The following is a 25,270-nucleotide window of genomic DNA, read 5'->3' as shown; positions in this document are numbered from 1 at the left end:
CCGACTCGCTCGCAGGGTAGGAGACACTGTCAATCCGACGAGAAGCTGCTCGCCGTATCCGATCCACCGGAATCCCAATTGCCTGAGGCGCCACCGCCATCGAACCCACCACCACCGGCCACCGGTGCGGCGTCGCGCAGACCGAACGAACCCTCGTCGGCCGCCGCGCCCTCGCAGCTGTACGACGCGAGGAGCATCGCCGCCGGCAGCATCGACATGCCATCATCGTCTCCACTGGAGCGGGAGGAAACCGGCGCTGCACGCGTCACCAGCGCGCGGCGCGGTACCGACACTGCAGCCTGCAGCAGCGCGCGCGACGCGAGAAGGTCACCGCGCTCGCCCGCCAGAGTCGGCCCCGTCGGGCGCACCGCCGTCACGGTCGGAGATACCAGCACCGGCATGCGCTTCGGCGGCAGCTGGCCGCTCCGATTGCATCGTTTGCTTCGCCACCAGGCGATCAGTCTGCGAATTCCTTTCATGTCTTCGCTGCCTCCGTTCTGCGCGCTCGGCGCCGTTGTCCAGCAGTTCGCGAGTCATGATCGAGCCCACGGCCATACCAAGCAGCAGGGCGTACATGGCGCGCTCCAAATGAAAAGGCCCGACCGGAATGAACCGGATCGGGCCTCGTTTCGCTGCACGCACTGAAACCACAGCGTAGCCGAAATCTACTGGTACCCGGTCAGGATTTCAATAGGAGGTGCCAAGGTGGTCTCTTAACGGTTTGATTCTTCAAGAGAAATTCGACGCCGACCAAAAGCGAGTTATGCAGCCTCCGGATATGGCGCTCGCTCGCCTTGAGCCGCTCGGCCATCATGGGCTGCGTCAGCTCATGCACGTACCAGTCACCGGCAAGCTGCTGCAGGTCGCGCGGCAGCTTGCGCATGGCCTCATGCACCCGCTCGCAGTCCTCGGCCATCACCGGCACATAGGCGCGCACCGGCATCGAGCGGATCTCCTCGAGCGTGAGGCAGCTCTCGCCGTAACCGCGCGGCCCGTCGCTTCGCGCCCACGCGCCCCACGACCGCAACCGCTCGACAACCCACTCCAACCGCTCACGCCGCGCCGCACTGATCGTCGCACCCACCGTCATCGCCGCACTCCTTTCGCGGCCGCGCCGCGCAGATAACCGCTCTCCCGGAACTGTTTGACCAGGCCGCCCTGGCCAGGAGCCACGACCACCGCCTTATCCCGCAGCGAGGCGGCGTATGCCTGATCCACCTGCTTCTGCAGCTGCACCGTGCGCTTCGCCTGCTCCCGCGCATGTGAGATTTTCTCGGCGTGGTCGGTCTTCCACGCCTCACCCTGCTCTTTCGCTTTTCGCAATAATGCGTGAAAGTAGGCCCACTCGTCGGCCACGCCTCCGGCTTTGATACAGCCTCGCCATTCGTCCAAAACGCGTTGGCCGAGGACTTTGCCTAGCGGCTCCAGGCATTCGCGCAGATAGCGTCTGTCGGCGTCCCTCAGGCCTACCGGCCACGCCAGATCATCGCGCCATTCGACGGCGGACCTCACCCCCTCTTCTGCAAGCAAGCCAATCCCACCGCCTTTCAACTGCTCGTGGAGTTGCTCTGAGGGCCGTGGCCCTGGTGCTTGATGGTGTTGGGGGTCCGATTCACCCCCCGCGCCATCGGCGTGGGGGGCTAGATGAACAGATTGCTCGAAGCCACCGTCGTCGAATTCGCGGGGAGGGTTGGGAGGGGTTGTGGTGTTACCGGACTTCGGATGTGTGTCGGCTTTGGCCTTATCGCGCATCTGCTGCCTGCGCCGGGATTCCCTGATTTCTCTGGGCTTCGCGGGAGTTTTCTTGGCTGTCGACTTGCTGTCGGCTTTTTTTCGGTCGGAAGTATCCGTGTCGGCGAGCGGGCAGAGGAAGGCAATGCGGAAGCGGTCGCCGATCTCACGCACGAGACCCTGCTTGACCAACTGCTTGACCAGACGCCGCACCATCGATTCCGTATGCGTGACAGCCCGCACGCCAGGCCGGCCCTCGACGTAGATCCATTCCTTCAACGCCTGCCACGAAATGCCGACGCCGACCTTGCCGACGGTTCCGGAGGCGAAATCCATGCGCGGCCGGATCGCAGCCACGTAGAGCCGGAATGCAGCGTGGCCGAGCTGCGCCAGCGCGTCGAGCTCGGCCTCGTTTAGCTTGATGGTTGCCATAGGATCGCCTACCTGCTGACAGGCGCCGAATCGCCTCGGTCGAAGTTGGAGAGGTCTTCCCAGAGGTCGCCCAGGTCTGCGCGTCCGTCATAGGTGCCGATCCAGTGCTGCAGCGCCTTGTCGACGCGCATCTGGGCCGCATAGTCGTGGTGGCTGGTGCATACCAGCCGCACCACGCGAGATTTCCCACGCTTGACCACGAAGACACCGAAGGGCATGCCGCCGGTCAGCACACGCGCCTTGATGCGCGGCCATGCGATCTCCAGTTCGCGCCTGGTGAGCGGCTTGCGCGGGCGCGCCACAAGACGGCGCCGCGTCTGGCCCGCGAGCGGAAAGGGGCTGGTTTGCATCATTCGTCGCCACCCTCCGACTGTTCTGCAGCACGATTGGCTGCCTGGCTGAGCGCCATGGCAGCGCGCATGACCTCCATCACCTCCTGCTGGATCCGCTCGGCCTCGTCCGATTTGATCTTTCCGTCCTCGGCACCCTCGGTCACCACCTTGACGACGTCGGCAAATTCCCGCGACACGTTGCCCAGATGGATCATCAGGTCGGTCACCGTGGCGATCGCACCGGCCGGCAGCGGCTCGACAGCCACCATGCCATGACGCATGCACAGGGCATGCACCGGGATCTTGGCCCCGTCGACGCCAGCTTCTTCGCACAGCTCGACAACCAAAGAGAACTCCTCGGCGTTAAGGGCATGAGTGGCAATGCCGGGGCGCAGCTTGTTGCGCAGCACGTTAGAGGAGACCTGCCTGCCCAGGCGGACGCTCATCGCATGCGCGAGCGCCTCGATGCCACCACCGGGATAACGGCGCGCGACGTTGTAGAGCGCCTCATGCTGGTCGATGTCGGAGTACTGGTACGTCATCGGTAAACCCTCGGAATTTTTGCCGTGTTATGCACGCGGCACAGCGGTTACAGTTCGGATCAAACGCGGCGTCATGACCGCGATTCAGGGAGAAAATCAATGCATCAGCCGAAGCCGAAATTCCTCCGGTGCCTCACGCCGGCGCAGCGCAAAGCGCTGGACCGCCATCGCGCCCGTCACCATGCAGCGCCGCCAGCGGCAACGCCTGCTCACTCCCCCACGCCCGCCACGCCGACGGCCAGGCCAACTCGGGCCAGATCTCGCGCCAGTCATCAGGCCTGAGGTCCAGTCGCGAAACGCGGCCTTCCGTGAAGCGCTCGATCGAAACGCACCAAGCCGGCGGCGGCAGCGCCTTGCGCCGCGCCCACTGGCAGATCAGCGACTGGGAAACACCGATGGCCGCAGCGAAATGCTGCTGAGTCCACTCGCTTTGGACGAGGTAGGTATGAAGATCCATGGGACGGGATATTAGAAGTTCTAATCCATATGGTCAAGAGCACTTCTAATCGTCTTCCCCTAGTCTCTAGTAGAGACTCTAATAAAATCTCGCTATGGCTACCGTACCGAAAAGACCCCTTACCGACGATGAAAAAGCCGACGCGACCCGCCTTAACGCGGCTTGGCAGAACTACAAAGCCAGGTGCAAGGAAAAGGGGGAAAGCCCCAGCCAAGCATGGCTCGGCTCTGTCACCGGCCTGGGCGGACAAAGCGCAGTAGGCCAGTATTTACGCGGTCTCATCCCCATCAACCTCAAAGCACTCGTGGCGATATGCAGCGCCATCGGAGCCCGCCCGGAGGAGATAAGCCCACGACTCACGGACGCGCTGACAGAGATTAGCAAGAATCACCAAGTTAGGGATAACCCTAGCGGCAACGGCAGAAGTTCTAATGAAGCAGAGGCTTACAATCCCCCTGCAATAGGGGACAACTTCGAGGCCGGCCCAGATCTGCGCCCGCGGAAGTACCCCGAAATTTCATGGGTGCAAGCGGGGATGTGGACGGTGATCGGCGAAAATTTTGTACGGGAAGAAGCGGCGGCATGGCACTACTGCCCCTTCGATTTGGGCGAGAAAGGGTTCGTGCTGCGGGTCAGAGGCACGTCGATGACGGCGCCAGGAGAGGCACGTCACACGTTCCCGGAAGGCACATTGCTGTTCGTCAATCCGGATCTTGAGGCAGTGCCCGGAAAATTCGTGATCGTCGCGCGCAACGGCAACGAAGCCACCTTCAAGCGACTCACTATCGAGGAGGGGGAGCTGTTTCTCGAAGCACTGAATCCGACTTGGCAACCAAGATACGTCCGGCTCGAAGCCGACCACCATATCTGCGGCGTGGTGGTTTTTTCAGGCATGCCGCTGTAACGAAAAAGGGCCGCTACGTGCGGCCTTTGTTTTGCGCGCCCGGAGCCGCGCTCTCCATCAGATCAAAGAACGCCATCAAGGCCGCCTCGGCCTGCTTCGTCAGCACGCCCCTCCGGTCCAACTCCCCCAGCCGCTGCACCAGCCGCACACCGGCCTGGCTCATCCTGGGCGGCTCCAGCTCCGCCGCCATGAGCTGCTCCACCGTAACACCCAAAGCCCGCGCCACGCTGGTTGCACGCCCGGCAGGCACTGCCCCGCGGCCCTTCCAGTTGACGATCACATTACTGGAAACATTCAGCTGCTTGGCCAGCCACGTCTGGCGTCGCCCTGCCCTTGCCAGAAGCGCCGCTACACGATCCCACGGAATGATCACTTTCTCGTCCATAGGGCGCGACGGTAACGAGAAATAGTTGAGTGGAGTACCACGTTATGTGTTGCTACATGTACACACTTTGTTACATGTATGCTTGCCTAAACACCTTAAATGTGCCGCATTGTATTCTTTTAGCAGCGTTACTAATACACAACAGCGTTTTGGCGTTCTGAATCTTTTTCACATCTGGCTTAAACGATCCTTGGATGCGAATCGCGCACTTTATTAGAAATGCTCTTGCGCCAATAAATCAGAACTTCTAATATTCGGTCTACCCACTTTCTGGAGACCGAAATGATCAATAAGTACTGCCGCGGCCTGCCCCTCTACCTCGCCGCCTTCGCTGCCACCCTCTTTTTCCACGGCATCGCGCAGCACTGGGACGACGACCAAGCCGAAGCCCGCGCCAAGCAGCTCGCCACTGCCCGCCACATCTAAGCCACACGTGCGGCCCCTGCCCTTCTCTCGCGAATCTCTGATGCAGGAATTCATCCGCATCGGTGGCAGCGGCCGCCCAGAGGATGCGATTCGCATCCCCCATATCCGCCTACAGCTCATTGCCTCGATCAAGGTCCGGCTGGCGGCAAAGCGCACACAGCGCACGCGTGCCGCCGCCAGCCCCTCCATCGACATCAAGCGCCTGCAGGCAAACGACCTCGATTAGGAAGCTCCCATGCTGATCGGACTCACCGGCCGCCCCGGCGTTGGCCAGGATGTCGTCGCCGACTACCTGATGCGCACACACACCTTCATCACTACGCCACGCATCACCGATGACGCGGTAACCGAGCATGTCGCCGGCCATCACGTACTGGTGCTCGACGTGAGCAGCCAGCTCGAGGCGCAGGAGTTATACGCCCGCGGCGGTGTGATCGTGCACCTGATTGACCCGGCCATGCCGAGCTTCGGTCCGACGAACGGCATCGTTCTGCGCGCCATCGACCGCGAGATCGACGCGACGCGCGGCGGCTTCCGCGCCTTCGATGTACTCGACGCCCTGGTGGGCGAGGCTGAATTCCTTTCCGCTTGAGTCATGAGCCGCACCAAGAAACCACGCAAAGCCCATCGCCCCGCCTGGAATGGCGATGGCAAGAAGGTTCACCAGGAGCCGTGGCGCTGCGCCGCTGTCTTCGGTCCCATGGAGTCCATCGTGGCCGGCATCGAGGCCGACGGCTGCGTCCTTTCGGAGCTCGATGGCACGCCAGTCTTTCAGGACGCGCTCGACGGCGAGTGGTACCAGATCGCACCGTCCCTCGAAGGCCTGATCGAGGCCTACGAAATCCACTGCAAGACCCAGCAGCGCGACCTGCCCACACGCCCCCTGCGCGTGTTCGCCACCAAGCTCGCCCATTCGATGCCGCTGCAGGAATCGGATCTCGCCGAAGTGCGCGCCTCGCTTGCAGCCCTTCGCGCCGAAAGCATGCAAATGACCGTCGCCTACGCACGCCAGCTGATCTCAACCTACCAAGCGCGCACCGCCGAGGAAACAAAGAAGGCCGCCGCCCCGCGCCCCGCCTCGCACTAACCAAATCAGGAGATCCCATGACCCCCATCCAGTCCGCCGACGCCCTTCGCCAGATCCCCCTCTCGCAACTCATCCTCTCGCCTCGCAACGCCCGCCAAACGAGCCCCAAGGCGCTCAACGAGCTGGCCGCCCTACTCGCCTCGCAAGGCCAACTGCAGAACCTGATCGTCACCGAGGAGATCGCCGACGACGCTCCGACAGGCCGCTATGAAGTGATCGCCGGCGGGCGCCGCTGGCGCGCCATGCAGTTGCTCGTTGAGCAAGGGCACTGGAATGCAGATCACCCGGTCGACGTGAAGCTGCACGACAGCGAGCAGGCCGAGGAGGCTAGCCTGGCGGAGAACAGCGGTCGCGAAGCCATGCACCCGGCGGACGAATTCATCGCGTTCAAGGGACTGGTGGACTCCGGCACCGCTATTGAGGACATCGCCGCGCGCTTCGGCGTCACACCGTTGGTGGTGCAGCGCCGCCTCAAGCTGGCCAACGTATCGCCCAAGATGATCCAGGTCTATCGCGCCGGCGAGGCCTCGCTCGAGCAGCTGATGGCACTGGCCATCACCGACGACCACAAGGCGCAGGAACGTACGTGGAAGGAAGCCGCCAATTCGTGGGACCGCAACCCGGAAGCCCTTCGCCGCAAGCTTGCCAAGGGCAAGATCGAGGTGCGCAACAGCAAGCTGGCCAAGTTCGTCACGCTGGAGGCTTACGAGGCCGCCGGCGGCCACGTCGAGCGCGATCTGTTCAGCGATGCCGGCAACGGCTACCTGACCGACAGCGCTCTGCTCGAGCAGCTGGCTAGCGACAAGCTCGAAGCGGCCGCAGTCGAGATCCGCGCAGAAGGCTGGGAGTGGGTCGACGCCAAGCCGGATTTTCAGGCCTACCAGGTCCACTACGACTACGAGCTCCTGCCCTCCACTCCCGCCGAACCCAGCAAGGCGCAAAAGGCGCGCATCAAGGCACTGGAGAAGGAACGCGCCGGAGCCGAGAAGGCGATCGACCAGCTCGAGCAGGATGACGACTATGGCGACGCGCACGATGAGCATTCCGCCCGGCTGGAAGCCATCAACGACGAGATCTCCGCCATCGAGAAGAGCCTGAAGCAATGGAGCGTCGAAGACAAGGCCAGAAGCGGCGCGATTCTCGCCATCACCGAGGGTGGTGTGCTGCAGATCCACCGCGGCCTGGTCGACAAGCAGAAGACCCGCACCGGCGCACGCACCATCGGCGACGAGGACAGCGACAACCAGTCGAAGAAGCAGACCGACAAAGCCAGCATTTCCGCCAGCCTCGCCAGCCGCCTGACCGCACACCGCACCGCCGCCCTGCAGCTGCACCTGGTCGAGCAGCCCACGCTGGCGCTGGCCGTACTGGTGCACGGCCTCCTGCTGAAGATCTTCCGCGACGCCACCTACAAGTTCGCCACGCTGAGCGCCCTGGATCTTTCCGTCAGCGACAAGATTCGCGGCCTGCCGGCGATCGCCGACGACCTCGAGGACAGCCCAGCGTGGACGCGGCTGCAGGAGCTGCGCGCGCAGCTGCTGGCCGGCCTGCCGAAAGCCGACGGCGCACTGCTGGCGCACCTGATCGCCCTGCCCCAGCAGGACCTGCTCCAGCTGCTCGCACTCTGCACCGCCGCCAGCATCAGCGCCGTCGCCACCGCCGAGGGCCCGCGCGCTGCCGACGCAGTGACGGAAGCCGCAGGCCTGGACATGGCGGACTGGTGGTCGGCCACCGCGGACAGCTACCTAAGCCTCGTGCCGAAGACGATGGCGATCGCGGCTGTCACCGAGGCCTGCGGCAAGAAGGCCGCTGCGCCGCTGGCCAGCATGAAGAAGGCTGACCTGGCCGCCAACGCTGAGCAGCTGCTCGCCGGCACCGGCTGGCTGCCGAAGATCCTGCGCGGCCCGAAGAAGGCGGCGCCGAAGCCAACCGCCACAAACAAGCCAGCACGACCACCGGTGCGCTACCGCGACGAGAACGGCAACACCTGGACCGGCCGCGGCAAACGACCAGGCTGGGTCGAGGCCGCCCTCTCCAGCGGCAAGACCCTCGATGACCTGCTGGTCAGCTGAGCCACTCACAGGAGATCCCATGAAGAAGAAAGACAACCACCGATCCGAGCGCGCGCCGTCGATCACAAGCATCGCAGCCCGCCTGCCGGCCGACCAAGGCCTGCGGCTCGCCGCAGCATCGAACCCGGACCGCCCCTTTCGCAAACAGCGAAACATCAACGCCGACGACATCGGCGTGGATCATCTGTCCGTCGCGATGAAGCGCAAGCTGGCCAAGTGCCGGGCCGCCGGACGTGGCGGCTGGGACAGCCCGCTCGAATGCTCGATTGAGCGGCTCGCCGCGATGCTGGGCGAAGCCGTGTGCAAGGGCGATCCGGTCGACGTGGCCAACTTCGCCATGATGCTGCACGCGCGAGGCGGCGATCACCAGGTCATTGCCGAGCAGGCCATGCGCGCCCTGCTGCGCGGCAGCCGCGAGCTGCTCGCCCGCGATGCCGAGCGCTATCGCAAGCTGCGCGCCGTCCCCGTCGAGCAGCTCGGCACCGCCGGCATCCCGTGCATTTCGCTCCCAGGCGGCCCCCGCCACGGCGAGCACCTGTGTGGTGCTGACGCCGACGCGGCCGTGGACTCATACACCCCGCAACCATGACAACAACCATCGCCCTTATCGCATTCGTGGTGGTGCTGCTGGTCGCCATCTTTTTCAGCGTCCGCGCGCAGGACCAGTGGATGACAAAGGCCTTCGATCCCAAAACGTCACGAGCCGACAGCAAGGAGAGCAACCATGACTGACACCATCACTGACTACCCGACACGACGCACCATCCCGGCCGCCGGCGCGCCGGCGCCGCAGGCCTTTCCTGTTGCGAGCGTCTTTCACCTGGGCGCAAGCATGGCCATGCCCCCGGAGCCCGAGGCCCCGCCAGCAGAACCCACGGACGCACCGGCGCCCGCAGCCCCAGCGACGAAGGTCGAACTTGCGATCGCCTACGTGAAACAGTACGGCGAGGCCTCGCGCGCCGAGCTGGCCACCGCCATGGGCCTGGAGTCGGACAGCCACGTGAAATCGTTTCTGAAGACGCCGCTGGCCAAGGGCCTCCTGCACGCCGAGGGAGACCGCTACACCATCGGCACCGGCCAACCCACCCCGCGACCGCGCCGCGCACGGAACACGACCAAGAAGGCCTCGCCGCGGCCGCGTAGCAGCACCATGCGCCCTGCCGCGCCTGTCGCGCCTGTCGCATCTACTGCACAGATAACCTCACCCTCTACCGTCGCGACAGACGCAGCGCCAACGCTATCTGCGGGCGTGGACGTGACCGCAGAAGCCGCTCACATCCTGGTAGGCGGTATCAGCATAAGCGTGCGCACGAACGGAAGCGTGTCAATCCACGCCAACGGTAGCGCCGTGGACCTGACGCCCGACCAGGCGAACATCATGCGCGCATTCGACGCCCTGCTCTCTGCCGCGCCAGGAGCCACTGCATGAGCGCCCAAGCACAACCGCGCGAATGGTATGCCGCGATCACCAGCCCGATCCGCGGCGTGATGTGCATGGACCGCAGCGCCTGGGCCCGCAGCCCGGCCGAGATCGAGCGTGTGCTGGTGCGCGAGGTCCTGCCAGGCGAGCAGCCGACTGCGATCACCGCCGCAGCGTGCGGCAACGCTGACGTGGCCAGCGCCATCGAGGCCGCCATGACAGATCTCGCGCGCGAGCTGGGCTGCGCCTGGAGCGAGCTCATCCCGCACAACGCTGGGCTTTTCATCCCCGGCCAAGCAAAGGCCTGCGCGAATCCGGTCGACGCCATCCGCCAGCTGTTCGCGCACGTCTACGCCGGCGGCCACGTCATGCGGCCGCCGCGACTTATGCCGGACGCCTCACTGCAGCGCGCCGGCAAGGCCGAGCCCTCCCCTACCGAAGTTGACACGCGCCAGGTGGCGCTTTTCGAGGAATGACAATGAATCCATTTCGCGCATTGATCACCAACGACGGCTACGCCGCCACGTTTCAATCTCTCGGCCAGTACCGCACTGCGCTGCTAAACGCATGGCCCAGCTTCATCGACCTCGAAAACTTGGCCGACGAGCTGCTCTCCCCGCGGGAGATTCGCCGCGACGCGAACGGCCACCTGCAACACCCCGCCATGCCCTCCCTCGGCGAAAACGTCTGCATCGCTGAGTTCCTTAGCGCATTCGGACTGGAATGCGATGCGGTCGCGATGGAGGATGATGACCGAGTCGCGTGGGACCGCTACACCGAAGCCGAGAACACTGATTGCAGCTTCTGGAATCCATCCATGCCGGCCGGCGACGGCTGGGTGCTGCTGGAGATCTTCGAATCCGAAGACGGCCCCAGCGCCCTCTATGCACGCCGCAAGCCCGAATTGCCGCGCTACTCGCGCCGGGCCCATCCATCACCGTTCGCCGCAAAGGTCACGCGCATCAAACGCCGCAGCGGTGAGCTTGTCGTGCAGCTCGGCCATCAGGCGCCGGATCGCATGTACGCCGGCACCTCGATCACACTTCATTGGCGCACCGATACCACCGCCGCCGACGATGACACAGACCCAACCACGAAGGCGCAGTATCGACGCATGTTCCAGGCCGCCTGCTCTGACCTCGGGCTCATTAACGAGAAGCTGGGCCTTGATCCCAATGACGGTGGCGCCGAGCCGATTCTCGCCGCGATCGACGAGCTACTGGCCACCTCCACAGCAGCCGGCCAGGGCGACCTGGTGGCAGCTGTCAGAGCAATGCTGACGATGCTCGACAGCGGCGAGTGGGCAGAGCATGCCGCAGCTACCACGGGACGCGGCAATCCGCTCGCTCAACGCCTGGAAGACGCCATCACCGATCTGCACAACGAGACCCACGACGGCAACCCTGTTGAGCGTATCGACGCCGAATTCAAGGCAGCCAAGGCAAGCGCTGACAGCCGTGCTGTCGACGTGTTGGTCGATGCGCTGGGCTGCACGATTGGAGAGCACGGCTTCGCCATCTCCGCCATGGATACCTGCGTAGACGATGAGAGGGATGCGGCGCGGTATCGGTGGCTGCGAGAACAGCACTGGAACAAAGCCGATATGGCTGTCGTCTGCTATCCGAAAAAGTCGGTCAAGTTGGGTTTCGATTGCCCCAGCGGTCAGCGCCTGGACGAGGCCATCGACACCGCCATGAGCGCCAGCAAGGAGGGTGCGGCGTGATCCAGAGCAAGAAGATTCTCGACCCATGCTGCGGCTCGCGCATGATGTGGTTCGACCGTGGCCACGAAGACGTGGTGTTTGGCGATCAACGATCCGAAACAGTCACCGTCACCGACCGCTCGCACGGCAATAAGGACGGCACGCGCTCGTTACGGATCGAGCCCGACGTGCTGATGGACTTCCGCGACCTGCCGTACCCGGACGGCTCGTTCAAGCTGGTTGCCTTCGATCCGCCGCACCTGGTCCGCGCCGGCCCGAGAAGCTGGCTGGCGGCCAAGTACGGGAAGCTGGGACCGGATTGGCGCGATGACATCCGCAAGGGCTTCGCCGAGTGCATGCGCGTGCTGGAGCCAGGCGGCGTGCTGGTGTTCAAGTGGAACGAAACACAGGTGAAAGTGAGCGAGGTATTGGCCCTTGCTCCGCAGCGTCCACTGTTCGGCCAAGTGTCCGGTAAGCAGGGATTCACGCACTGGCTGGTGTTCATGAAGGACGTAGCCATGAGCGCAACGTCACCAGCAGCCGACGCAAGAAAGGAGCGAGCATGACCCGCCCCGCCCTCGCCCGCACCGCCGGCATCCTGTGCGGCAATCCGCAGTTCCAGCGCTTCCTGTCGCACCGCTTTGCGGCGCTCTGGCTCCAGCACAACACGCTCCACGACAAAGAACGCGCCGCCGCCGTTGTTCGCGGCGCGTGTGACATTCAATCACGCACGGAGCTTGATTCCGACACGGAAGCTCGCCAGCGATACAACCGACTGATTGGCCTGCCATTCAGCACGTGGCGGAACAACCCGCAAAACCCCACACCGTAGCGAGCCTGCAACGCCACAACGAAAGAGTGTCCCACTTGGGACACTTTTTTCTTTTGTGCCTTGCCACCCTCGCAATCTGCGTATATCGTTCACGCGTATTAACAATAACGCACACGAGGAAGCATGAGCGAATTCAAGAGCGCCAAAGTCATCGCCATCGTCAACCACAAGGGCGGATGCGGTAAGACCACCTCCACCATCAACCTGGCCAGCGAGTTCGCCCGTCAGGGCAATCGCGTCCTGGTCGTGGATCTCGACCCTCAGGCCAATGCCACGCTTCACATCGGCAAGATCCACCCTGCCCAGGTCGACGTGTCGGCCGCCGAGCTGCTGACCGGCGATCACTCGCTGCTGGCCGCAGCCGTCCAGGAGGAGACCACCATCGAGGGCGTCTGCCTGATCTCCGGCAGCCTTGCCCTGGGCAAAGCCGAGGACGAGCTGAAGGACCTATCGCCGCGGCCGAACGAAGAGCTGCGCAGCAAGCTGCTGCCGGCCGATTCCGTATTCGATGTGATCCTGATCGACTGCCCGCCGAGCCTGAAGCTGCTGGCCAGCAACGCGCTGGCGGCCGCCACGCACGTCATCGTGCCGGTCGAGGCGGGCGATCAATATGGCCTCTATGGCGCCGAGGACCTGCTGAAGAAGGTGGCGCAGATCCGCCGCATCAATCCGAATCTGGAAATGCTCGGCGCGCTGCTCATCAAGTACGACGACCGCCAGACCATCTGCAAGCTACTGGCCGGCCAGGCCGAGAACACGTTCGGCAAGCTGCTGCCGGAGAAGATCTCGCAGGGCACAGCAGTGCGCCAGGCCGTGGTCATGAAGACCAGCGCGCACGGCATTGACCGCAGCTCGAAGCCCGCGCGCCAGTTTCGCCAACTCGCGGCCGCACTGGCCAAGTCGCTCAAGCTGAAGCTGACGGATGAGGTTCTGGAAGAGGAGGGCGCAGCGTGAGCAAGAGCATCAAGGCACTGCTCGCGCAGCAGGCCGCCGCCAACATCCAGCAGCACCGCGAAGCCGACTACGAAGAGGCGTTCGACGTAGGCCGCCAGCACACCAAGATCCCACTCGACCGGATCATCCCCAACCGCTTCCAACCGCGGATCGCGTTCGCCGAGGAGGGCATCCGTGACTTGGCTGAATCCATTGCCCAAATCGGCCTGACACAGCCCATCACCGTGCGGGCGCACGGCAACGACTATGAGCTGATCGCCGGCGAGCGACGCTTGCGCGCACATCGCTTGCTGAACAAGCCGACCATCGAGGCCATCGTGGTCGACGCGGACGATGGCCAGGCCGCGGCCATGGCACTGTCCGAGAACATAGACCGCGAAGGCCTGACGGACTTCGAGGTTGCGGAAGGCATCCGCCAGCTCGAGGAGAAGTTTCCGAAGCGCAGCCACTTGGCCAAGGCACTGAACCTCGCACGCTCCGAGCTGTATCGCTACCTGGCATTCCGCGAGCTGCCGCCTGCCGCGATCGAGCGCCTGCGCAAGGCCCCGCATCTGCTCGGGAGGAGGGCGGCCAGCGACATCGCCCAGGCACTGAAGGAGTCGTCGGCCGCAGCAGAGCGCCTGGACGAAGCGCTGGACCTGATCGAGGCCGGCAAGCTGGAGCAGGGGAGGGCGGCAGCCTTTCTGCAGCAGCCCGCAGCGAGGCTGGCGAGCAAGCCGGAGGCCGCCAAGCCCATCATCCTGAAACAGGGCAAGGCCCGCATTGGCACCATCGCACGCACGCCCACCGACCTGGTCATCAAAGTTTCGCACCAGGCGCTGCCGCAGGAGAAGGCCGAAAGGCTGCAGGTATTCCTGCGCGAGCTGCTGGAGGAGGGCGCCTGAAGAGTGTCCCACTTGGGACACTTTCTCCGGAGGGGCAGGGCAGGGTTGTGGACAAGTATCGGACTTTGGCCGATGCACGATGGTAGAGGACTATCGGATTTCAGCCGATGAGGTATCGGATTCCAGCCGATGAACTATCGGATTTCAGCCGATGCACTATCGGTCTTTAGCCGATGGTGGATAACTCCGAAAGCCGCGCCACATAAGGGTTTCAGGCGGTTTTCCACAGGGCACTAACCTTCTTTAACCCTCTTTAACCCTAGGCGAGAACCATCGGTGGAAATCCGATAGCGGGCTTTCCCGCCGTGGACATGTCGCTTCGCGACACCGTGAGGACAAGCCATGGACGGGCTACGCCCGCCCACACCTTGCCCACACTTGCCCACCGCAGCATGCAGCTAACCAGCCACCGGCACGACCATGATTGATAGACAGAAACAGCAAAACCATCGGCCAAAAACCGATAGGGGAGGGCGGCAGACCATCGGCTGAAATCCGATAGTTGCCGCTTTCCACCTCAGTATCGAGACCCTACACTGACCGCCATGGATCTGATCGAGCTCACCAAGAACGCGCAGGAGCGCGCACTCGCCAAGCAAGAGCAACTGGCCCTGTTCCCGAACTGGGGCCAGAATGTCCGCGCCTTCCCCAACTCCCTGGCGCGTTGCGCGCTGTTCAACGTGACGCACGCCAGGCCGCAGCGGCGCATGTTCAAGGATGAGCCGATCGCCAGCATGGAAGGCCTGGACATCCAGTACACCGGCGAAGAGCTGCGCCAGGACGACGAAGACGTGTTCCTGCAGCTGCTGCACCTGGCACGCCACTCACCGGCCGGCACACGCATCGAGTTCACCGGATACACGATGCTCAAGCAGCTCGGCTGGGACGTGAGCCACGCCTACTACGATCGCCTGTACAAGAGCCTCAAACGGATGACCCCGACCATGGTCCGGATTCGCCACGACGCGCTGCCCGTGGCCTACCATGGCTCCCTGATTCGCAAGTTCCTGACGCCAGCGGATGGCCTCACCGATGGCAAGCGCCGTTGCGTGGTGTACCTGGAGCGAGAGATCGTGTCGCTGTTCGGTGGCGACGAGTACTCCCGCATCGAGTGGGAACAGCGCCTCAAACTGGGGCGGCTGGCGAAATGGCTGCATTCCTTCTATCACTCGCACCGCGACCCGCTGCCGTTCAAAGTGGCTACCATCCACAAGCTGTGCGGCTCGACCACGAAGAAGCTGTTTCACTTCCGCTCGGACATGAACAGCGCGCTAGCCGAGCTCGTGACGGTAGGCTTTCTCCGCGACGGAAAGATCGACGCCAATGACTTGGTGCAGGTCAAACGCGCACCGCGCCGGCTTGTGGCCGAGTAGCGCTCTGCATCCTACAGGCCATCCGCCCGTCGCTTCGTATAATAAAGGTTATGTTAAAAACGCATAAAGGCACGGAGTCCCCATGCGCAGCAAATTGAAACCCGGCGTCGCCCGAGCCGCCGTTGATCCCCTGATCGAGCAATTCCTTGCCGAGCAGGAGGAGAACCCATTCCCCATGGTCGACAAGTACCTGGCCATCAAGAACGAGGCCGGAGAGGTGTACCGCATCATCGTTGCCGACGGCGTTGCCGAGGCGATTCGCGCCGACCAGTTTCTGGTCGGCCTCGGCTGCACCGAAGAGCCGACCCGCCAATACAACAGCCTGTTCCAGGTGCCCGCCCAGGCTAACGCTTCTTTCCGCTGACGGGCTTTTCTGCGGCCGGCGCGGCCTCCAGCGCCGCCTCACACTCCGCCGAACAACAGCCGCCGTGGCGCAAGGTGTAGTTGATCTGGTCGTAGAACGCCACCGGCTGGCCACAGCCGTTGGCACAGGTCTGGTGCTTCTCTAACCAGGCGCGCTGCTGCGCGATCGCCTCCCGGCGCTGTTTGGCCTCGCGCTCGGCGCGCTTGGCGTACGCGGCCCGCTGCTCGGGGCGCGGCGTGAAGGCGCCCCATCGACCGTGGATTTTCATCGCGCGCCCCTCAGCGCTTCTTGGTGGACGGGGCGGGCTTTTCCGCCGGCGCGGCTTCCCCGTCCGGCGTGCGCGCGGCCCGCTCGGCCTGCAGGGCCGCCAGCGCGTCCTGCGCCTTCGCGTTGGCCTCATAGGTGGCCGCCTGCAGGGCGTGCATCCGATCCGACAGGTCACGCCCGTAGGCCTCGCCGCGCTCGATCTTGACCTCCGCCTTCTCGAGCAGCTGACGCGCCGTTGCCAGCTCGCCCTCGACGTGCACGCGCGCCGTGTCTGCCGCCTCGCGCCGGGCCTCGGCCACCGCAGCCGCCTGCTCGGCTGCCACGCGCCCGGCGCGCTCCTTTTCCAGCTCGGCCCGCACCGCGGCCAGATCCGCCTCCAGCCGCGGCATCGCCTCCAGGCGCAGTTGCGCCTTGGCCAGGTCGATGCGTGCCGCCTCCGCTGCCACGCGCTCCTGCTCAGCCTCGCCGCGCGCGAGTGCCAGGTCGGTCTCCTGCTGCGCGTAACGGCCGGCCAGCGCATCGCGCTCGGACTGCACCGTATCGCGTTCCCCCTCCAGCGCCTCGATGGCGACCGCCTGGCGCTCGCTCTCGCTGGCGAGATCGGCATTGACCTGCTGCAACTCGGCCAGCTCGGCGGCGAGTTCCGCTTTGCCCTCGGACACGGCCTGACCAACGTAGTCCACCAGGGCGCGCTGCAGCGCCGCCGGTAGCGTGATCGGCGTCTCCGCCGGGCGCACCTGCCCGCCCTGCCACACCGCCAGCAGGCGCATGACGGTGGCGTTGGAGCCCGTATTGCCCAGCCGCTCGCGGACCGCGCGCACCGTGGGCTTGGCGCCGGCGGCGCGCAGGGCGTCCGCGGCGGCGTTGACCTGCTCCTGCGTGATCGTCGCTTCCCTAACCATAACGGCACTCCATTTGTTATGTTACGTTTCGTTATGTTATGAATGTTATGTTATTGAGTGGCAAAAGGCAAGGCCTCCGTAGGACGCTGACCAATGGCGCGACCCCTTGCGCCTGCGCGAGACTGGCGCCATCCCGCTCACATCGAAGGTCACCATGGCCACGCCGCGCCGGCTGCCGCCAGCCCCGGATCTCGCCGACTGCACGCCGATGCTGGCCGAGCCGCGCAGGACCTTGCCGCGCGACGGCACCTGGCACTACGAGATCAAGTTCGATGGCTACCGGCTGCTGGCCAGCACTGGCCCCATGCCGGCGCTGCGCCTGCGCCAGGGCGGCGATGCCAGCCGCTGGTTTCCCGAGCTGGTTGCCGATCTGGCCAGGCTGCCCGCGGGCACCATCCTGGACGGCGAGGCCTGCGTGCTAGACGACATCGGCCGGTCCGACTTTGACCGGCTGCACGCGCGCGCCCTGCGCCGGCGCTGGTATCCCGGCGCCGACCTGGTCGTGCTGGCGGCCTTCGATCTGCTCGCGCACCAAGGCCGGGATCTGCGCGGCGCACCGATCGAGCGGCGCAAGGCGCTGTTGCAGCAGCTGCTCGCCGACACCACCAGCGGCATCCTGTACGTGTCGTCGGTTGACGACGGCGCCTGGCTGTTCGAACAGGTGCTGGCGCTGCAGCTGGAGGGCGTGGTGGCCAAGCGCGCCGGCAGCGTCTACACCGGCGGGCGCTCGCCGGACTGGCTGAAGATCAAGCGCGTGGGGGCGGTTCCGCCAGGGCGCTTCCGCCGCGGAGGATAGACTCACCGGATACTGTATATTTATACAGCTATAGGACCGGACCACCCCCCCATGGCCACCACCATCTTTCTCGAAGCCCACTACTTCGGCGAGGACCGCGAGGAACTGCGCCTGCCGTGCGATGCGGTCGCGGCCGCGGCCGGCGGCCTGGTGGTCGCCGGCGTGGAGGCCCGCCACTTGCGGGCACTGAAATGGCGACCGGATTATCTGTCCTACTGGGCGGACGGCCAGCTGCTGCGCCTGGCCGTGGGGCCGTGGGTCGCCCTGGATGCCCTGACGGTGCGCTTTACCTTGCGCTGAGACCATGGCCGCTAAGACCGTACCGCTGGACCTGCCAGCGCTGACTACAGAGGAGCTGCGCGACATCGGGCTGCGGCATCGTCACCCGGACGTGAAGGATCTGCTTTGGGAAATTGCGCGATTGCGCGAGACGGTGCAGCGCGCCCACTACATGGCCGAGCTGCTGAATGGGAATGGCGGGGTGATGGCCCAAAGCTGGATGCAGCACCTCATGGCCGAGCCTTGCATCATCGAGGCCCTGGAGGCCGACTATGGCAGCGGCACGCCAGGCTCGCGAGGATGGAAAGGAGAGGTGCGCACGCCGGAGCATGAGGTCCGGCTGGCGACAATGAAGGCGGAAGCGCAAGGGCGCATCGCGAAGCGCCGGGCACGCGCGCGCCAATAGCATGCACGGCCAGCACGAGAATCCGCACCGACCCCCTCAGCCTCCCTTTGCAGCTTCGTGCGTTTTCTCAGGGTTCAGATTGCCAGGCAACTGAATGTCATTCCGGACGTAGGCACCTACGATCCCCGGAACCGGGAAATAGTCTCGCGCGATGATCGCCTCGACGCAGCCGCCGTAGCTCTCCCAGGAATGCACACCGTAGACCTTCCAACGATCCAGCTTGATGAGCTTAGGCCGGTTTTGCTGAATGTCGCGGCAGGCGTTCAGGTTGATGCCGAGCACCGGCTTCTTTTCATAGTCCGCCTGCCACGGCAGATAGAAGTACTGCGCCGAGGCGGGCAGACGATGAGCGGCCAGATACTCATGGTTCGAGAACGAGTAGGAAATGATCCGATCAGTCGGCAGGGTAATGGCCTGCGCCAGATCCCCGAAAGGCGTATCGAGCGGCAGCTTGCGCGCCTCATAGCGGCGGTCTTCACCAAACGCTGCGATGCCCAGGCGGGCTACGCACAGCACCATTGCGATACCGACGATCACCGGAGCATGGCGCACTGTAACCGGTGAACTGAAGAACAGCGCCGGCAGCGCCATCATGGCGTACAGCAGCGGGATGGCGTAGAGCCCGGCCGGCCCATTGCCGCGCAGCAACGTTGTCGCCAGCGCCATCGCCAGCAGCACCGTGCGCCACGGCATTTTGCCTTCGCGCTTGGCCAGCATGACCGCGCCCACCACGCCGACCATGACACAGGCGAATGCTTCGAACGACGAGATCATCGACATGAGTGCCGTCCGCGCCATGTCAATCGGCGTCGGGTTGCCTGCGTACCACTGCAGGATGGCCGAGTTCATGTAGAAGTGGGTCGCCCAGTAGCCCCGGAACGAACCGGTCAGCGCGAGGAATGCCAGGTTGAACAGCACCGCAGCCACTGCCGCGATCAGCATCGTGCGCAGGTTCTCGCGCCGCAGCGTGGCGAGCCAGAGCAGCCCAGCCAGCGGAGCATAGGTAATGGCCAGGAACGGCAGACTGGCGATTAGGAGGCTGCCGCTAGCAATCTGCCAGCGCGCCAGCGGCATGCCGGCGATGGTCGGAATAGCGAATTGCGCCATCACGACCATCAGCATCATCCCGCCCAGCACGTGATACTGCATCGTGAAGCCGAGCATCTCGGGCAGGTAAACAACCATCACCGTAGCGGCCAGAACGACGGCGACGATCCGCGATATGGTATCGCGCAGCAGCGGGCTGAAGTAGAGCGCGGCCAGTGCCAGCCACTGCAGGCCAGCGATCACCATGCGCCCCATTACCATGCCGTGCAGACCGACCGTCTCCAGCAGGTACTGTGGCAGGAAGGTCAGCGGACCGTGGTGGTTGAAGATCTGGGAATAGAGGCGGTCACCGGCCGCCATCATCTGGGCGGCTACGACCGTCTCACCCTCATCCCCGAAGTAGAAATAGCCCCGCAGACGCCAGTGGATCAGCGCGACGAGAGCGGCCGGAACGAGCAGGAGCAAGCCCTGCCAGAGGGTCGGGCGATCTTGAAGCACGGGTCACCGGGCCGGGTTGCGGTGCACCTTGATTCTCTTGGCGAGCCAGTGAAAGCCAGCGCAGAGGCAGAGAATGCCCACGGCGAGCGCTACTGACGCAAAGACGCCGAGCGCAATATATGGGATGGGGACGAAGAATGCCGCGACCAGAATGGCAACGGCAACAGTGATAATCAGGCGGAATTCGTTATCGGACACGGGGGGCGGCTCCTCGCTCTTATTTCAACTGCGAGTATGCCATACCCCCATTCAGCGCTTCGTGACCGCCTCGATCAACGCCTGATGCCGATCCCTGCACTCGCCACCCTGGCGCTGCAGGTCAAGCGCGAACTGGCGCAGGTCAGCGAGCGTCGGTCCGGTCGGCGCCCCCAGAACCGGCGGGCACTCCTGTGCCATTAGCAATGGCGGCGTTCTCGCGATAGATCCGCATCCAGTCATCGTCAGTGCGGCAGTCAGGAAGATCAGGCGTCGCATTCTTGGCGGCCTCAACGGTATTGGTGATGGTGCGGTACTCGATTTGCTTCCTGTCCCGCACCTCCAGATACAGGCCGTAGGCAGCGTCAGCGTTGTCGCGCCAGACCTGCTCAGCTGCCTGCGCTGCGGCCCGCTCCACGAGCTTGCCATCCGCCCTGCCCTTCAGGTAACCACCCCCGACCGACAGGACGAGAGCGGCCAGCACCGCCATCCACAGGCGCAGATCTAGGATCCTCATGCCACCCCCAGAAACATAGTGCGCTCCGCCTCGCGACGCCGCGTCAGGCCGCGTAGCACCACCCCTTTCGCCTTGTTCCAGCGCGGGAACTCTGACGCGCCGCCCGCCTTGTCGCCGGCATTCAACTTGCGCAGCATCGTGGACGACTCGAAATTACCCAAGCCGCAGTTGAACGCGAACGACACCAGCGCGTCGAACTCATTCTGCTTGAGCGGAATCTTGACAAGCTTCGATACACCATCCTCAAAGCGAGCCAGATCGGCGGCAAGCAACGCCTCGGCCTGATCCTGCGTGATGGTCATGCCGACCCACACCTTGCCTGTGTGTCCGTAGCCAATGGTCAGGATGCCGACCGCATCCCGATAGGCAGTCAGTCGACAGGACTCGAACGACTTGATGAGGTCGGCGCCAGTTTTCGATGTCTTCACTGCAACCCCCTCTTCACGTCAGCCACCACGTCATCCAGGCTGGAGTCCTTGCGTTTCTCGATCCAGTTAAACAGCCAGCGCACGACGGCCCAGCCTGGGAGTCCGCAAGCGAACACCAGCCCGAACAGCGCCACCAGCCCGATGTAGTCTCGCGTCCATTCCTGGAGACCGAAGCGCTGCACCATGGCCGCGCCACCGGCTACACTCGACACCACCGTGCTGACCAGCGCCACCGCCCACTCACCACGCGTGCGCGGTCGCATCATGATCATCACCACGACCGCCGCCAAGCCGCTCGCACCCGTCGCGATGCCAGCCGTACCCCCTACAGCCTTGAATGCCGCCATACTGGCAGCCCCCGCCGCGGCGCTGCCGCTGATTGGTTCCGACATAGATTTCCCCGGCAAAAATCCCGCTTCACGCGGTCAACAAAAAAAACCGCCCGAAGGCGGCTCATTCCTACTGGCGACAGCCAACCATGCGGCCACCAGTTTTATCGTCTTGGTCGTCCCTATGTTGGAAGAGGAAGTCCATCGCGCATGAAATCGGGCAACGAGTCATAGAATGCGGACCACCGAGCATCATCCGTTGTGACGACACCGTAATTCGGAAACATCTCAGCCGCCCCCGGGCTCCATTCACCCCCAAGATCCTTGCCAAGATACGAAATGATGCTCGCGCGGCCGCCGTCGTTGAAAATCACATGAATTGTCGTCATCTCAAAACTCGTACGTTGTTGCGTAGACCGAAAGACCGATACCAGTGGTCCCTTGCAGCGCGTAGTAGATTGCCTGAGCTGTCTGTAAGCCAAGGCGCCAATTTCCAGTCACGACGTTTCCAGTGATGCCGACCTCCGCATAATCAGCGCCTGCGGAATCGCTAGTGAGGCTTGCGCCGTTAGCGCCAGCCGTTGTGCTTGACCCCACCTGGATCGTGCCGCCCATCGCTTTCGCATTCATCGGCACTGCCGAAGACACCGACATCAGAGTCGGGGAAGCCTGCGTGGTGTTCGTGGCGAGCACCTGAATACGCGGAAAGGCAATGCGGCGGTCAGCCTGTGCGCCGACCTTGAATTGCCCACTCGCGTTCGTCGGCCACACACTCACTAGTGCCGACGCCGTGTACCCGGACGGCATGTTTGCCCCGCCGTACACCTCTGGCTGCACCGCGCTGGTGGCATTCTTTGCCAGCAACGCACTCGTGCCCGTCGTCGGGTTGTAGATGGCGTAGAGCGCCACATAGCCGCTGTTCGGAGCCGAGCCGGTATCCATACCGCCCGCGCCGGTTGTGGCCAGGTTGATCGTCTTGTTGAAGCTCGGCAGCCGGTAGTGCCTTCCGCCAAGCGCCGCCGCCACGACGACCTGGTCCGCCGTCAGCGTTGCCGATGCCGACGCGGCCGTCACGGCCATCTTGACGTTACGGGCCAACCCCACCACCGGCGCGGACAGAATCTGGATGGCCGCCAGCAGCTGCGCTCGATCGTTGACGTCCAGCGTCAAACCAGCCGCCTCGATGGGCGAAGCGATCTCCTCCTGGACATGATCGAACCACACGTCTTCCAGATCGGTGGCCGCCACGCCGCCGACTGGGTTACCGTTTGTGAAACCGTGCTTTCCGGTACCGAACTTGTCGACCACCTTGGTGGCCGTCGAGATACGCCTCATGGGCTGACTCCGTAGGAAATGTAGAGGATGGTTTGCGCTGGCTTGTGCTGCGCCAGCAGGCACTGCAAGCCGGGATTCCCCCAGCTCGCGAGCGGTTCGTTGCTACGGCTATTTGCCTTCATGGTGCGTACATCCGCCGTCGCGGGGATGTTGACCCGCCAGGCATAGCGCCAGCCGCCTTGATTGAGTGGCGCGTTGCACTTGCTGCCAGCCCGGAAGGGCCGATATTCCGTGATGGTTGCCCCCGGGTAGCCAACGGACGCCAGCAGGCCGATGAAGAATGCGCGGGACTGGCCACCACTCCAGACCACCTTCTGCACCAGGCGACCTCGCCGGTCCGCAATCGACACGGCCGGCGCTAGGCATGGATCCGGCAATCCATAGTTGCGCTCCCAGTCATCCAGGAGCGCTGAGGTGGCACGCGGATCCGCCTCCTCGTGCAGTTGCTCAGCGGCCTTGTGGGCCGACAGATAGGTCAACGCAAGCGCGTTCAGCACGCGCACGGCAAGGTCGCCCTCGTCTTGCGGCCAGGCCGGACCCTGAGGCAATAGCCGCAGCAGCTGCTGCCGGTAGTGGGCGACGGTTACATCCATGTGATGCTCCCGAAGACGGCCAGCTGACCGACAGGCGCCGCCACATTGGCAGCAGGCGAAGTCAGTACATGGTCGGTTTCGCCGGCAGCCAGGCTGATCGCCTCATTGATGTGGGAGAGCAGGATCGCGCCGCCGGGAATGGCTTCGCGCGTGATGAGATCCCGCAGCTCGGCCTCGACGGCCGACCGCACCGCCACCGTATTCGGCGTCAGCTGGATCTGGAAGTTGACCGTCATGGCCACCGGCGCGACGACAGTGACCTCGGCCGTCACTGGGCGCACGCTGTCGATGTACGCCTGCACCGCAGCCACTTCCGCGGTGTCCGGGATGATCGATGCGTCGTCGTCACGCACGAAACGCACCACCACGGTGTTGGGGCCCAGCTCGAGCGGCGCCACCCATGCCCGCGTCACGCCAGCCACCGAAAGCGCCCATTGCACGTAATCGGTCGCCGATCCCCCGTCTGGCGGCTGCTGCAGACGCTGCAGCAGGCGCGCACGCAGGTCATCGTCACTCTCGACGTCGGTGCCCGTTGTCAGCCCCGCAACACCGACCGCAGCGGTGCTCTGCAGCCCCGGCACCGGGGTGACCAGCGTGAGGCTTTGCCCCATCACCGCATTGGTCGACAGGCCCGTCGTGACGGCCAGCACCGATACCGATGCCGTCCCTGTTGCCACGGTGGCATCCGCCTGGCTGGCGTACTGGACCCCGTCGGAACGGATGAACAGCGTGCCCGCCGGCACGACCGTCCCGTCGGTACCGGAAACCGTTACCAGGCCGGCGCCGCCGGTCGCCTGCTTTCTGCCCCCGGATAGCCACAGCGACGCATGCCGGTCGAGGAACTCCTTTTCCGCCCGGTCCGGCAGGATCTGCTTGCTGATCCACTCCTGGTAGCCGTAGAGGCCGTCGGCGGCGCCGGCCGTCATCACGGCCAGCGCATTGAGCACCGCAAAGCGCAAACGGGCATCCGCCCCGGGGATCGCCTCGATCGCGGCGTAAGCCGCGTCGCGCAGATCCATGAGTTCTGGTCTTTGATAGGCCATGTCAGCTCGTTACGTTGGAAAGATTGCGCCAGGCAAAGTCAAACTGGTACGCCACAGCGGTGCCGTCCGGCCGGGTGAACCTGCAGCGCAGCCCAAGCATCCCGGTTTGCACGATCTCGGTGATGACCTCCACGCTGGCGCAGACGCCATCGTCCAGCAGCCACGCGAGTGCCTCCTCGGCATACTCCCGGGCGCGCCGGACCACCTCGGCGGTCTGCTTTTCCCGCGACAGCAGCCACAGGCGCGAGCCAATGGGCCGGGCTGCCAGCAGGTCGCCCCACCACCCCCGGCGCGGCCCACGCGGATCCGGCAGGATGTCGTCAGCCTCGGCGCGCCGCCAGGTGAACAGGGAAATCAGCACTGCGGTTTTCAGGTCGTGATCCACCGCCAGCTGCCCGTCCGGCCGCTGACGCCACTCGCACCGGCCGAGGTCGGTATTCCAGAAGAGTTCGATGTCCATTACATGCCCGCGTCGGGTGTGTTGGTGGTGCTGCCGGTCTCACCGTGCCTGTGGCCGTTGTATGCGGTGCGCATGCCCTTCATGCTCTTCGTGCCGCCCTGGTCGGAAATATCGCGGTCGGCGATGATGTCCCGCCCAACGTGCAGATCCTGCGGGATATGGACCGTCGGCGTGTTCACAAAGTGGACGTCCTTTCCGGCGCCGTCGACCACGATCCCCGTGCGCGTGAGATGCACCTTCTGGCCCTGGTCGTCATAGAGCGCCACCTCCCCGGCTGA

Annotated in this window: 39 protein-coding genes and 1 pseudogene; 21 read left to right on the top strand and 19 right to left on the bottom strand. The window is 64.4% G+C overall.

Features of this window, described 5'->3' with window-relative positions; genetic code table 11:
* Positions 1–29: 29 nt before the first annotated feature.
* From AC3WON_RS27655 to AC3WON_RS27630, 6 genes are all read right to left on the bottom strand, one after another.
* The gene (locus tag AC3WON_RS27655) at positions 30–479 is read right to left on the bottom strand and encodes a hypothetical protein (RefSeq protein WP_492353178.1); all 450 of its coding nucleotides are present in this window, start codon (positions 477–479) and stop codon (positions 30–32) included.
* A gap of 200 nt (positions 480–679) precedes the next feature.
* Positions 680–1,090 carry a hypothetical protein gene (locus tag AC3WON_RS27650; RefSeq protein ID WP_492353177.1) on the bottom strand — a complete coding sequence of 137 codons (411 nt, stop codon included), beginning with the start codon at positions 1,088–1,090 and terminating at the stop codon, positions 680–682.
* Positions 1,087–2,163 carry a hypothetical protein gene (locus tag AC3WON_RS27645; RefSeq protein ID WP_492353176.1) on the bottom strand — a complete coding sequence of 359 codons (1,077 nt, stop codon included), beginning with the start codon at positions 2,161–2,163 and terminating at the stop codon, positions 1,087–1,089. The genes AC3WON_RS27650 and AC3WON_RS27645 overlap by 4 nt, the downstream gene beginning before the upstream one ends.
* Positions 2,164–2,171: 8 nt before the next feature.
* The gene (locus AC3WON_RS27640; RefSeq protein ID WP_492353175.1) at positions 2,172–2,516 is read right to left on the bottom strand and encodes a hypothetical protein; all 345 of its coding nucleotides are present in this window, start codon (positions 2,514–2,516) and stop codon (positions 2,172–2,174) included.
* On the bottom strand, positions 2,513–3,037 hold the full coding sequence (locus tag AC3WON_RS27635; RefSeq protein ID WP_492353174.1) for a phage regulatory CII family protein: 525 nt from the start codon (positions 3,035–3,037) through the stop codon (positions 2,513–2,515). The genes AC3WON_RS27640 and AC3WON_RS27635 overlap by 4 nt, the downstream gene beginning before the upstream one ends.
* Positions 3,038–3,170: 133 nt before the next feature.
* On the bottom strand, positions 3,171–3,494 hold the full coding sequence (locus AC3WON_RS27630; protein ID WP_492353173.1) for a transcriptional regulator: 324 nt from the start codon (positions 3,492–3,494) through the stop codon (positions 3,171–3,173).
* Between the two features lie 94 nt (positions 3,495–3,588).
* Here AC3WON_RS27630 and AC3WON_RS27625 point away from each other — a divergent pair, with 94 nt between their 5' ends.
* Positions 3,589–4,398, top strand: coding sequence for a LexA family protein (locus AC3WON_RS27625; protein ID WP_492353172.1), 810 nt, complete (start codon positions 3,589–3,591; stop codon positions 4,396–4,398).
* Between the two features lie 13 nt (positions 4,399–4,411).
* On the opposite strand, the gene AC3WON_RS27620 is transcribed toward AC3WON_RS27625, so the two are convergent.
* Positions 4,412–4,783 carry a helix-turn-helix domain-containing protein gene (locus tag AC3WON_RS27620; RefSeq protein WP_492353171.1) on the bottom strand — a complete coding sequence of 124 codons (372 nt, stop codon included), beginning with the start codon at positions 4,781–4,783 and terminating at the stop codon, positions 4,412–4,414.
* A 282-nt stretch (positions 4,784–5,065) separates the two neighbouring features.
* On the opposite strand from AC3WON_RS27620, the gene AC3WON_RS27615 reads away from it, so the two are divergent.
* From AC3WON_RS27615 to AC3WON_RS27540, 16 genes are all read left to right on the top strand, one after another.
* Entirely contained in the window at positions 5,066–5,209 is a 144-nt protein-coding gene (locus AC3WON_RS27615; protein WP_492353170.1) for a hypothetical protein, read from the top strand.
* Between the two features lie 40 nt (positions 5,210–5,249).
* Complete coding sequence (locus AC3WON_RS27610) at positions 5,250–5,435, top strand: hypothetical protein (protein WP_492353169.1); 186 nt, start codon at positions 5,250–5,252, stop codon at positions 5,433–5,435.
* 9 nt (positions 5,436–5,444) lie between these two features.
* Positions 5,445–5,801, top strand: a complete 357-nt coding sequence (locus AC3WON_RS27605; RefSeq protein WP_492353168.1) for a DEAD/DEAH box helicase family protein — start codon at positions 5,445–5,447, stop codon at positions 5,799–5,801.
* 3 nt (positions 5,802–5,804) lie between these two features.
* Positions 5,805–6,296, top strand: coding sequence for a hypothetical protein (locus AC3WON_RS27600; RefSeq protein ID WP_492353167.1), 492 nt, complete (start codon positions 5,805–5,807; stop codon positions 6,294–6,296).
* A 17-nt stretch (positions 6,297–6,313) separates the two neighbouring features.
* A complete protein-coding gene (locus AC3WON_RS27595; RefSeq protein WP_492353166.1) occupies positions 6,314–8,368 on the top strand; it encodes an H-NS family nucleoid-associated regulatory protein in 2,055 nt (684 codons plus the stop codon).
* 19 nt (positions 8,369–8,387) lie between these two features.
* Positions 8,388–8,957 carry a hypothetical protein gene (locus AC3WON_RS27590; RefSeq protein WP_492353165.1) on the top strand — a complete coding sequence of 190 codons (570 nt, stop codon included), beginning with the start codon at positions 8,388–8,390 and terminating at the stop codon, positions 8,955–8,957.
* Positions 8,954–9,100, top strand: coding sequence for a hypothetical protein (locus AC3WON_RS27585; protein WP_492353164.1), 147 nt, complete (start codon positions 8,954–8,956; stop codon positions 9,098–9,100). Before AC3WON_RS27590 ends, AC3WON_RS27585 begins: the two co-directional genes overlap by 4 nt.
* Positions 9,093–9,797: a hypothetical protein gene (locus AC3WON_RS27580; RefSeq protein WP_492353163.1), complete on the top strand. Its 705-nt coding sequence runs from the start codon at positions 9,093–9,095 to the stop codon at positions 9,795–9,797. The genes AC3WON_RS27585 and AC3WON_RS27580 overlap by 8 nt, the downstream gene beginning before the upstream one ends.
* Positions 9,794–10,264 (top strand): hypothetical protein, encoded by a 471-nt coding sequence (locus AC3WON_RS27575; RefSeq protein ID WP_492353162.1) that lies wholly within the window; start codon positions 9,794–9,796, stop codon positions 10,262–10,264. Before AC3WON_RS27580 ends, AC3WON_RS27575 begins: the two co-directional genes overlap by 4 nt.
* A gap of 2 nt (positions 10,265–10,266) precedes the next feature.
* On the top strand, positions 10,267–11,511 hold the full coding sequence (locus tag AC3WON_RS27570; protein WP_492353161.1) for a hypothetical protein: 1,245 nt from the start codon (positions 10,267–10,269) through the stop codon (positions 11,509–11,511).
* Between the two features lie 44 nt (positions 11,512–11,555).
* Positions 11,556–12,056 (top strand): SAM-dependent methyltransferase, encoded by a 501-nt coding sequence (locus tag AC3WON_RS27565; protein ID WP_492353179.1) that lies wholly within the window; start codon positions 11,556–11,558, stop codon positions 12,054–12,056.
* A complete protein-coding gene (locus AC3WON_RS27560; protein ID WP_492353160.1) occupies positions 12,053–12,322 on the top strand; it encodes a hypothetical protein in 270 nt (89 codons plus the stop codon). Before AC3WON_RS27565 ends, AC3WON_RS27560 begins: the two co-directional genes overlap by 4 nt.
* Positions 12,323–12,445: 123 nt before the next feature.
* Positions 12,446–13,276 carry a ParA family protein gene (locus AC3WON_RS27555; RefSeq protein ID WP_492353159.1) on the top strand — a complete coding sequence of 277 codons (831 nt, stop codon included), beginning with the start codon at positions 12,446–12,448 and terminating at the stop codon, positions 13,274–13,276.
* Positions 13,273–14,160 carry a ParB/RepB/Spo0J family partition protein gene (locus AC3WON_RS27550; protein WP_492353158.1) on the top strand — a complete coding sequence of 296 codons (888 nt, stop codon included), beginning with the start codon at positions 13,273–13,275 and terminating at the stop codon, positions 14,158–14,160. Before AC3WON_RS27555 ends, AC3WON_RS27550 begins: the two co-directional genes overlap by 4 nt.
* A gap of 545 nt (positions 14,161–14,705) precedes the next feature.
* Positions 14,706–15,533 carry a plasmid replication initiator TrfA gene (gene trfA / locus AC3WON_RS27545; RefSeq protein WP_492353157.1) on the top strand — a complete coding sequence of 276 codons (828 nt, stop codon included), beginning with the start codon at positions 14,706–14,708 and terminating at the stop codon, positions 15,531–15,533.
* 82 nt (positions 15,534–15,615) lie between these two features.
* A complete protein-coding gene (locus AC3WON_RS27540; protein ID WP_492353156.1) occupies positions 15,616–15,897 on the top strand; it encodes a hypothetical protein in 282 nt (93 codons plus the stop codon).
* Here the strand turns inward: AC3WON_RS27540 and AC3WON_RS27535 are convergent.
* Both AC3WON_RS27535 and AC3WON_RS27530 read right to left on the bottom strand, forming a co-directional pair.
* Positions 15,878–16,165 carry a hypothetical protein gene (locus AC3WON_RS27535; RefSeq protein ID WP_492353155.1) on the bottom strand — a complete coding sequence of 96 codons (288 nt, stop codon included), beginning with the start codon at positions 16,163–16,165 and terminating at the stop codon, positions 15,878–15,880. The genes AC3WON_RS27540 and AC3WON_RS27535 overlap by 20 nt on opposite strands.
* A gap of 10 nt (positions 16,166–16,175) precedes the next feature.
* Entirely contained in the window at positions 16,176–17,066 is an 891-nt protein-coding gene (locus AC3WON_RS27530; RefSeq protein WP_492353154.1) for a DNA-binding protein, read from the bottom strand.
* A gap of 154 nt (positions 17,067–17,220) precedes the next feature.
* Between AC3WON_RS27530 and AC3WON_RS27525 the strand changes: the two genes are divergently transcribed.
* The 3 genes from AC3WON_RS27525 to AC3WON_RS27515 are packed head-to-tail and all read left to right on the top strand — an operon-like array spanning position 17,221 to position 18,547.
* A complete protein-coding gene (locus AC3WON_RS27525) occupies positions 17,221–17,862 on the top strand; it encodes an ATP-dependent DNA ligase (protein WP_492353153.1) in 642 nt (213 codons plus the stop codon).
* 51 nt (positions 17,863–17,913) lie between these two features.
* Positions 17,914–18,162, top strand: a complete 249-nt coding sequence (locus AC3WON_RS27520) for a hypothetical protein (protein ID WP_492353152.1) — start codon at positions 17,914–17,916, stop codon at positions 18,160–18,162.
* A 4-nt stretch (positions 18,163–18,166) separates the two neighbouring features.
* Complete coding sequence (locus AC3WON_RS27515) at positions 18,167–18,547, top strand: hypothetical protein (RefSeq protein ID WP_492353151.1); 381 nt, start codon at positions 18,167–18,169, stop codon at positions 18,545–18,547.
* A 36-nt stretch (positions 18,548–18,583) separates the two neighbouring features.
* Here AC3WON_RS27515 and AC3WON_RS27510 read toward each other — a convergent pair whose 3' ends face one another.
* The 5 genes from AC3WON_RS27510 to AC3WON_RS27490 form a co-directional block, all read right to left on the bottom strand.
* The gene (locus AC3WON_RS27510) at positions 18,584–20,092 is read right to left on the bottom strand and encodes a hypothetical protein (RefSeq protein WP_492353150.1); all 1,509 of its coding nucleotides are present in this window, start codon (positions 20,090–20,092) and stop codon (positions 18,584–18,586) included.
* 3 nt (positions 20,093–20,095) lie between these two features.
* A complete protein-coding gene (locus tag AC3WON_RS27505; RefSeq protein ID WP_492353149.1) occupies positions 20,096–20,290 on the bottom strand; it encodes a hypothetical protein in 195 nt (64 codons plus the stop codon).
* Positions 20,291–20,432: 142 nt separating this feature from the next.
* A complete protein-coding gene (locus AC3WON_RS27500) occupies positions 20,433–20,804 on the bottom strand; it encodes a hypothetical protein (RefSeq protein WP_492353148.1) in 372 nt (123 codons plus the stop codon).
* Positions 20,801–21,232, bottom strand: a complete 432-nt coding sequence (locus tag AC3WON_RS27495) for a lysozyme (protein ID WP_492353147.1) — start codon at positions 21,230–21,232, stop codon at positions 20,801–20,803. Before AC3WON_RS27495 ends, AC3WON_RS27500 begins: the two co-directional genes overlap by 4 nt.
* The gene (locus AC3WON_RS27490) at positions 21,229–21,498 is read right to left on the bottom strand and encodes a hypothetical protein (RefSeq protein WP_492353146.1); all 270 of its coding nucleotides are present in this window, start codon (positions 21,496–21,498) and stop codon (positions 21,229–21,231) included. Before AC3WON_RS27490 ends, AC3WON_RS27495 begins: the two co-directional genes overlap by 4 nt.
* On the opposite strand from AC3WON_RS27490, the gene AC3WON_RS27485 reads away from it, so the two are divergent.
* Positions 21,497–21,775, top strand: a complete 279-nt coding sequence (locus AC3WON_RS27485) for a hypothetical protein (protein ID WP_492353145.1) — start codon at positions 21,497–21,499, stop codon at positions 21,773–21,775. The genes AC3WON_RS27490 and AC3WON_RS27485 overlap by 2 nt on opposite strands.
* A 176-nt stretch (positions 21,776–21,951) precedes the next feature.
* On the opposite strand, the gene AC3WON_RS27480 is transcribed toward AC3WON_RS27485, so the two are convergent.
* The 5 genes and pseudogenes from AC3WON_RS27480 to AC3WON_RS27460 all read right to left on the bottom strand — a co-directional run.
* Positions 21,952–22,896 carry a phage tail protein gene (locus AC3WON_RS27480; protein ID WP_492353144.1) on the bottom strand — a complete coding sequence of 315 codons (945 nt, stop codon included), beginning with the start codon at positions 22,894–22,896 and terminating at the stop codon, positions 21,952–21,954.
* Complete coding sequence (locus AC3WON_RS27475) at positions 22,893–23,489, bottom strand: YmfQ family protein (RefSeq protein ID WP_492353143.1); 597 nt, start codon at positions 23,487–23,489, stop codon at positions 22,893–22,895. Before AC3WON_RS27475 ends, AC3WON_RS27480 begins: the two co-directional genes overlap by 4 nt.
* Positions 23,480–24,508, bottom strand: coding sequence for a baseplate J/gp47 family protein (locus AC3WON_RS27470; RefSeq protein ID WP_492353142.1), 1,029 nt, complete (start codon positions 24,506–24,508; stop codon positions 23,480–23,482). Before AC3WON_RS27470 ends, AC3WON_RS27475 begins: the two co-directional genes overlap by 10 nt.
* A 25-nt stretch (positions 24,509–24,533) precedes the next feature.
* Positions 24,534–24,992, bottom strand: a complete 459-nt coding sequence (locus tag AC3WON_RS27465) for a phage GP46 family protein (RefSeq protein ID WP_492353141.1) — start codon at positions 24,990–24,992, stop codon at positions 24,534–24,536.
* Positions 24,992–25,270, bottom strand: a pseudogene (locus AC3WON_RS27460) (baseplate assembly protein); the annotation flags it as partial. The gene AC3WON_RS27465 and the pseudogene AC3WON_RS27460, both read right to left, overlap by 1 nt.

This window comes from Cupriavidus sp. FW305-46 (assembly GCF_058787075.1).
This window is presented reverse-complemented; position numbering and strand designations above follow the sequence as displayed.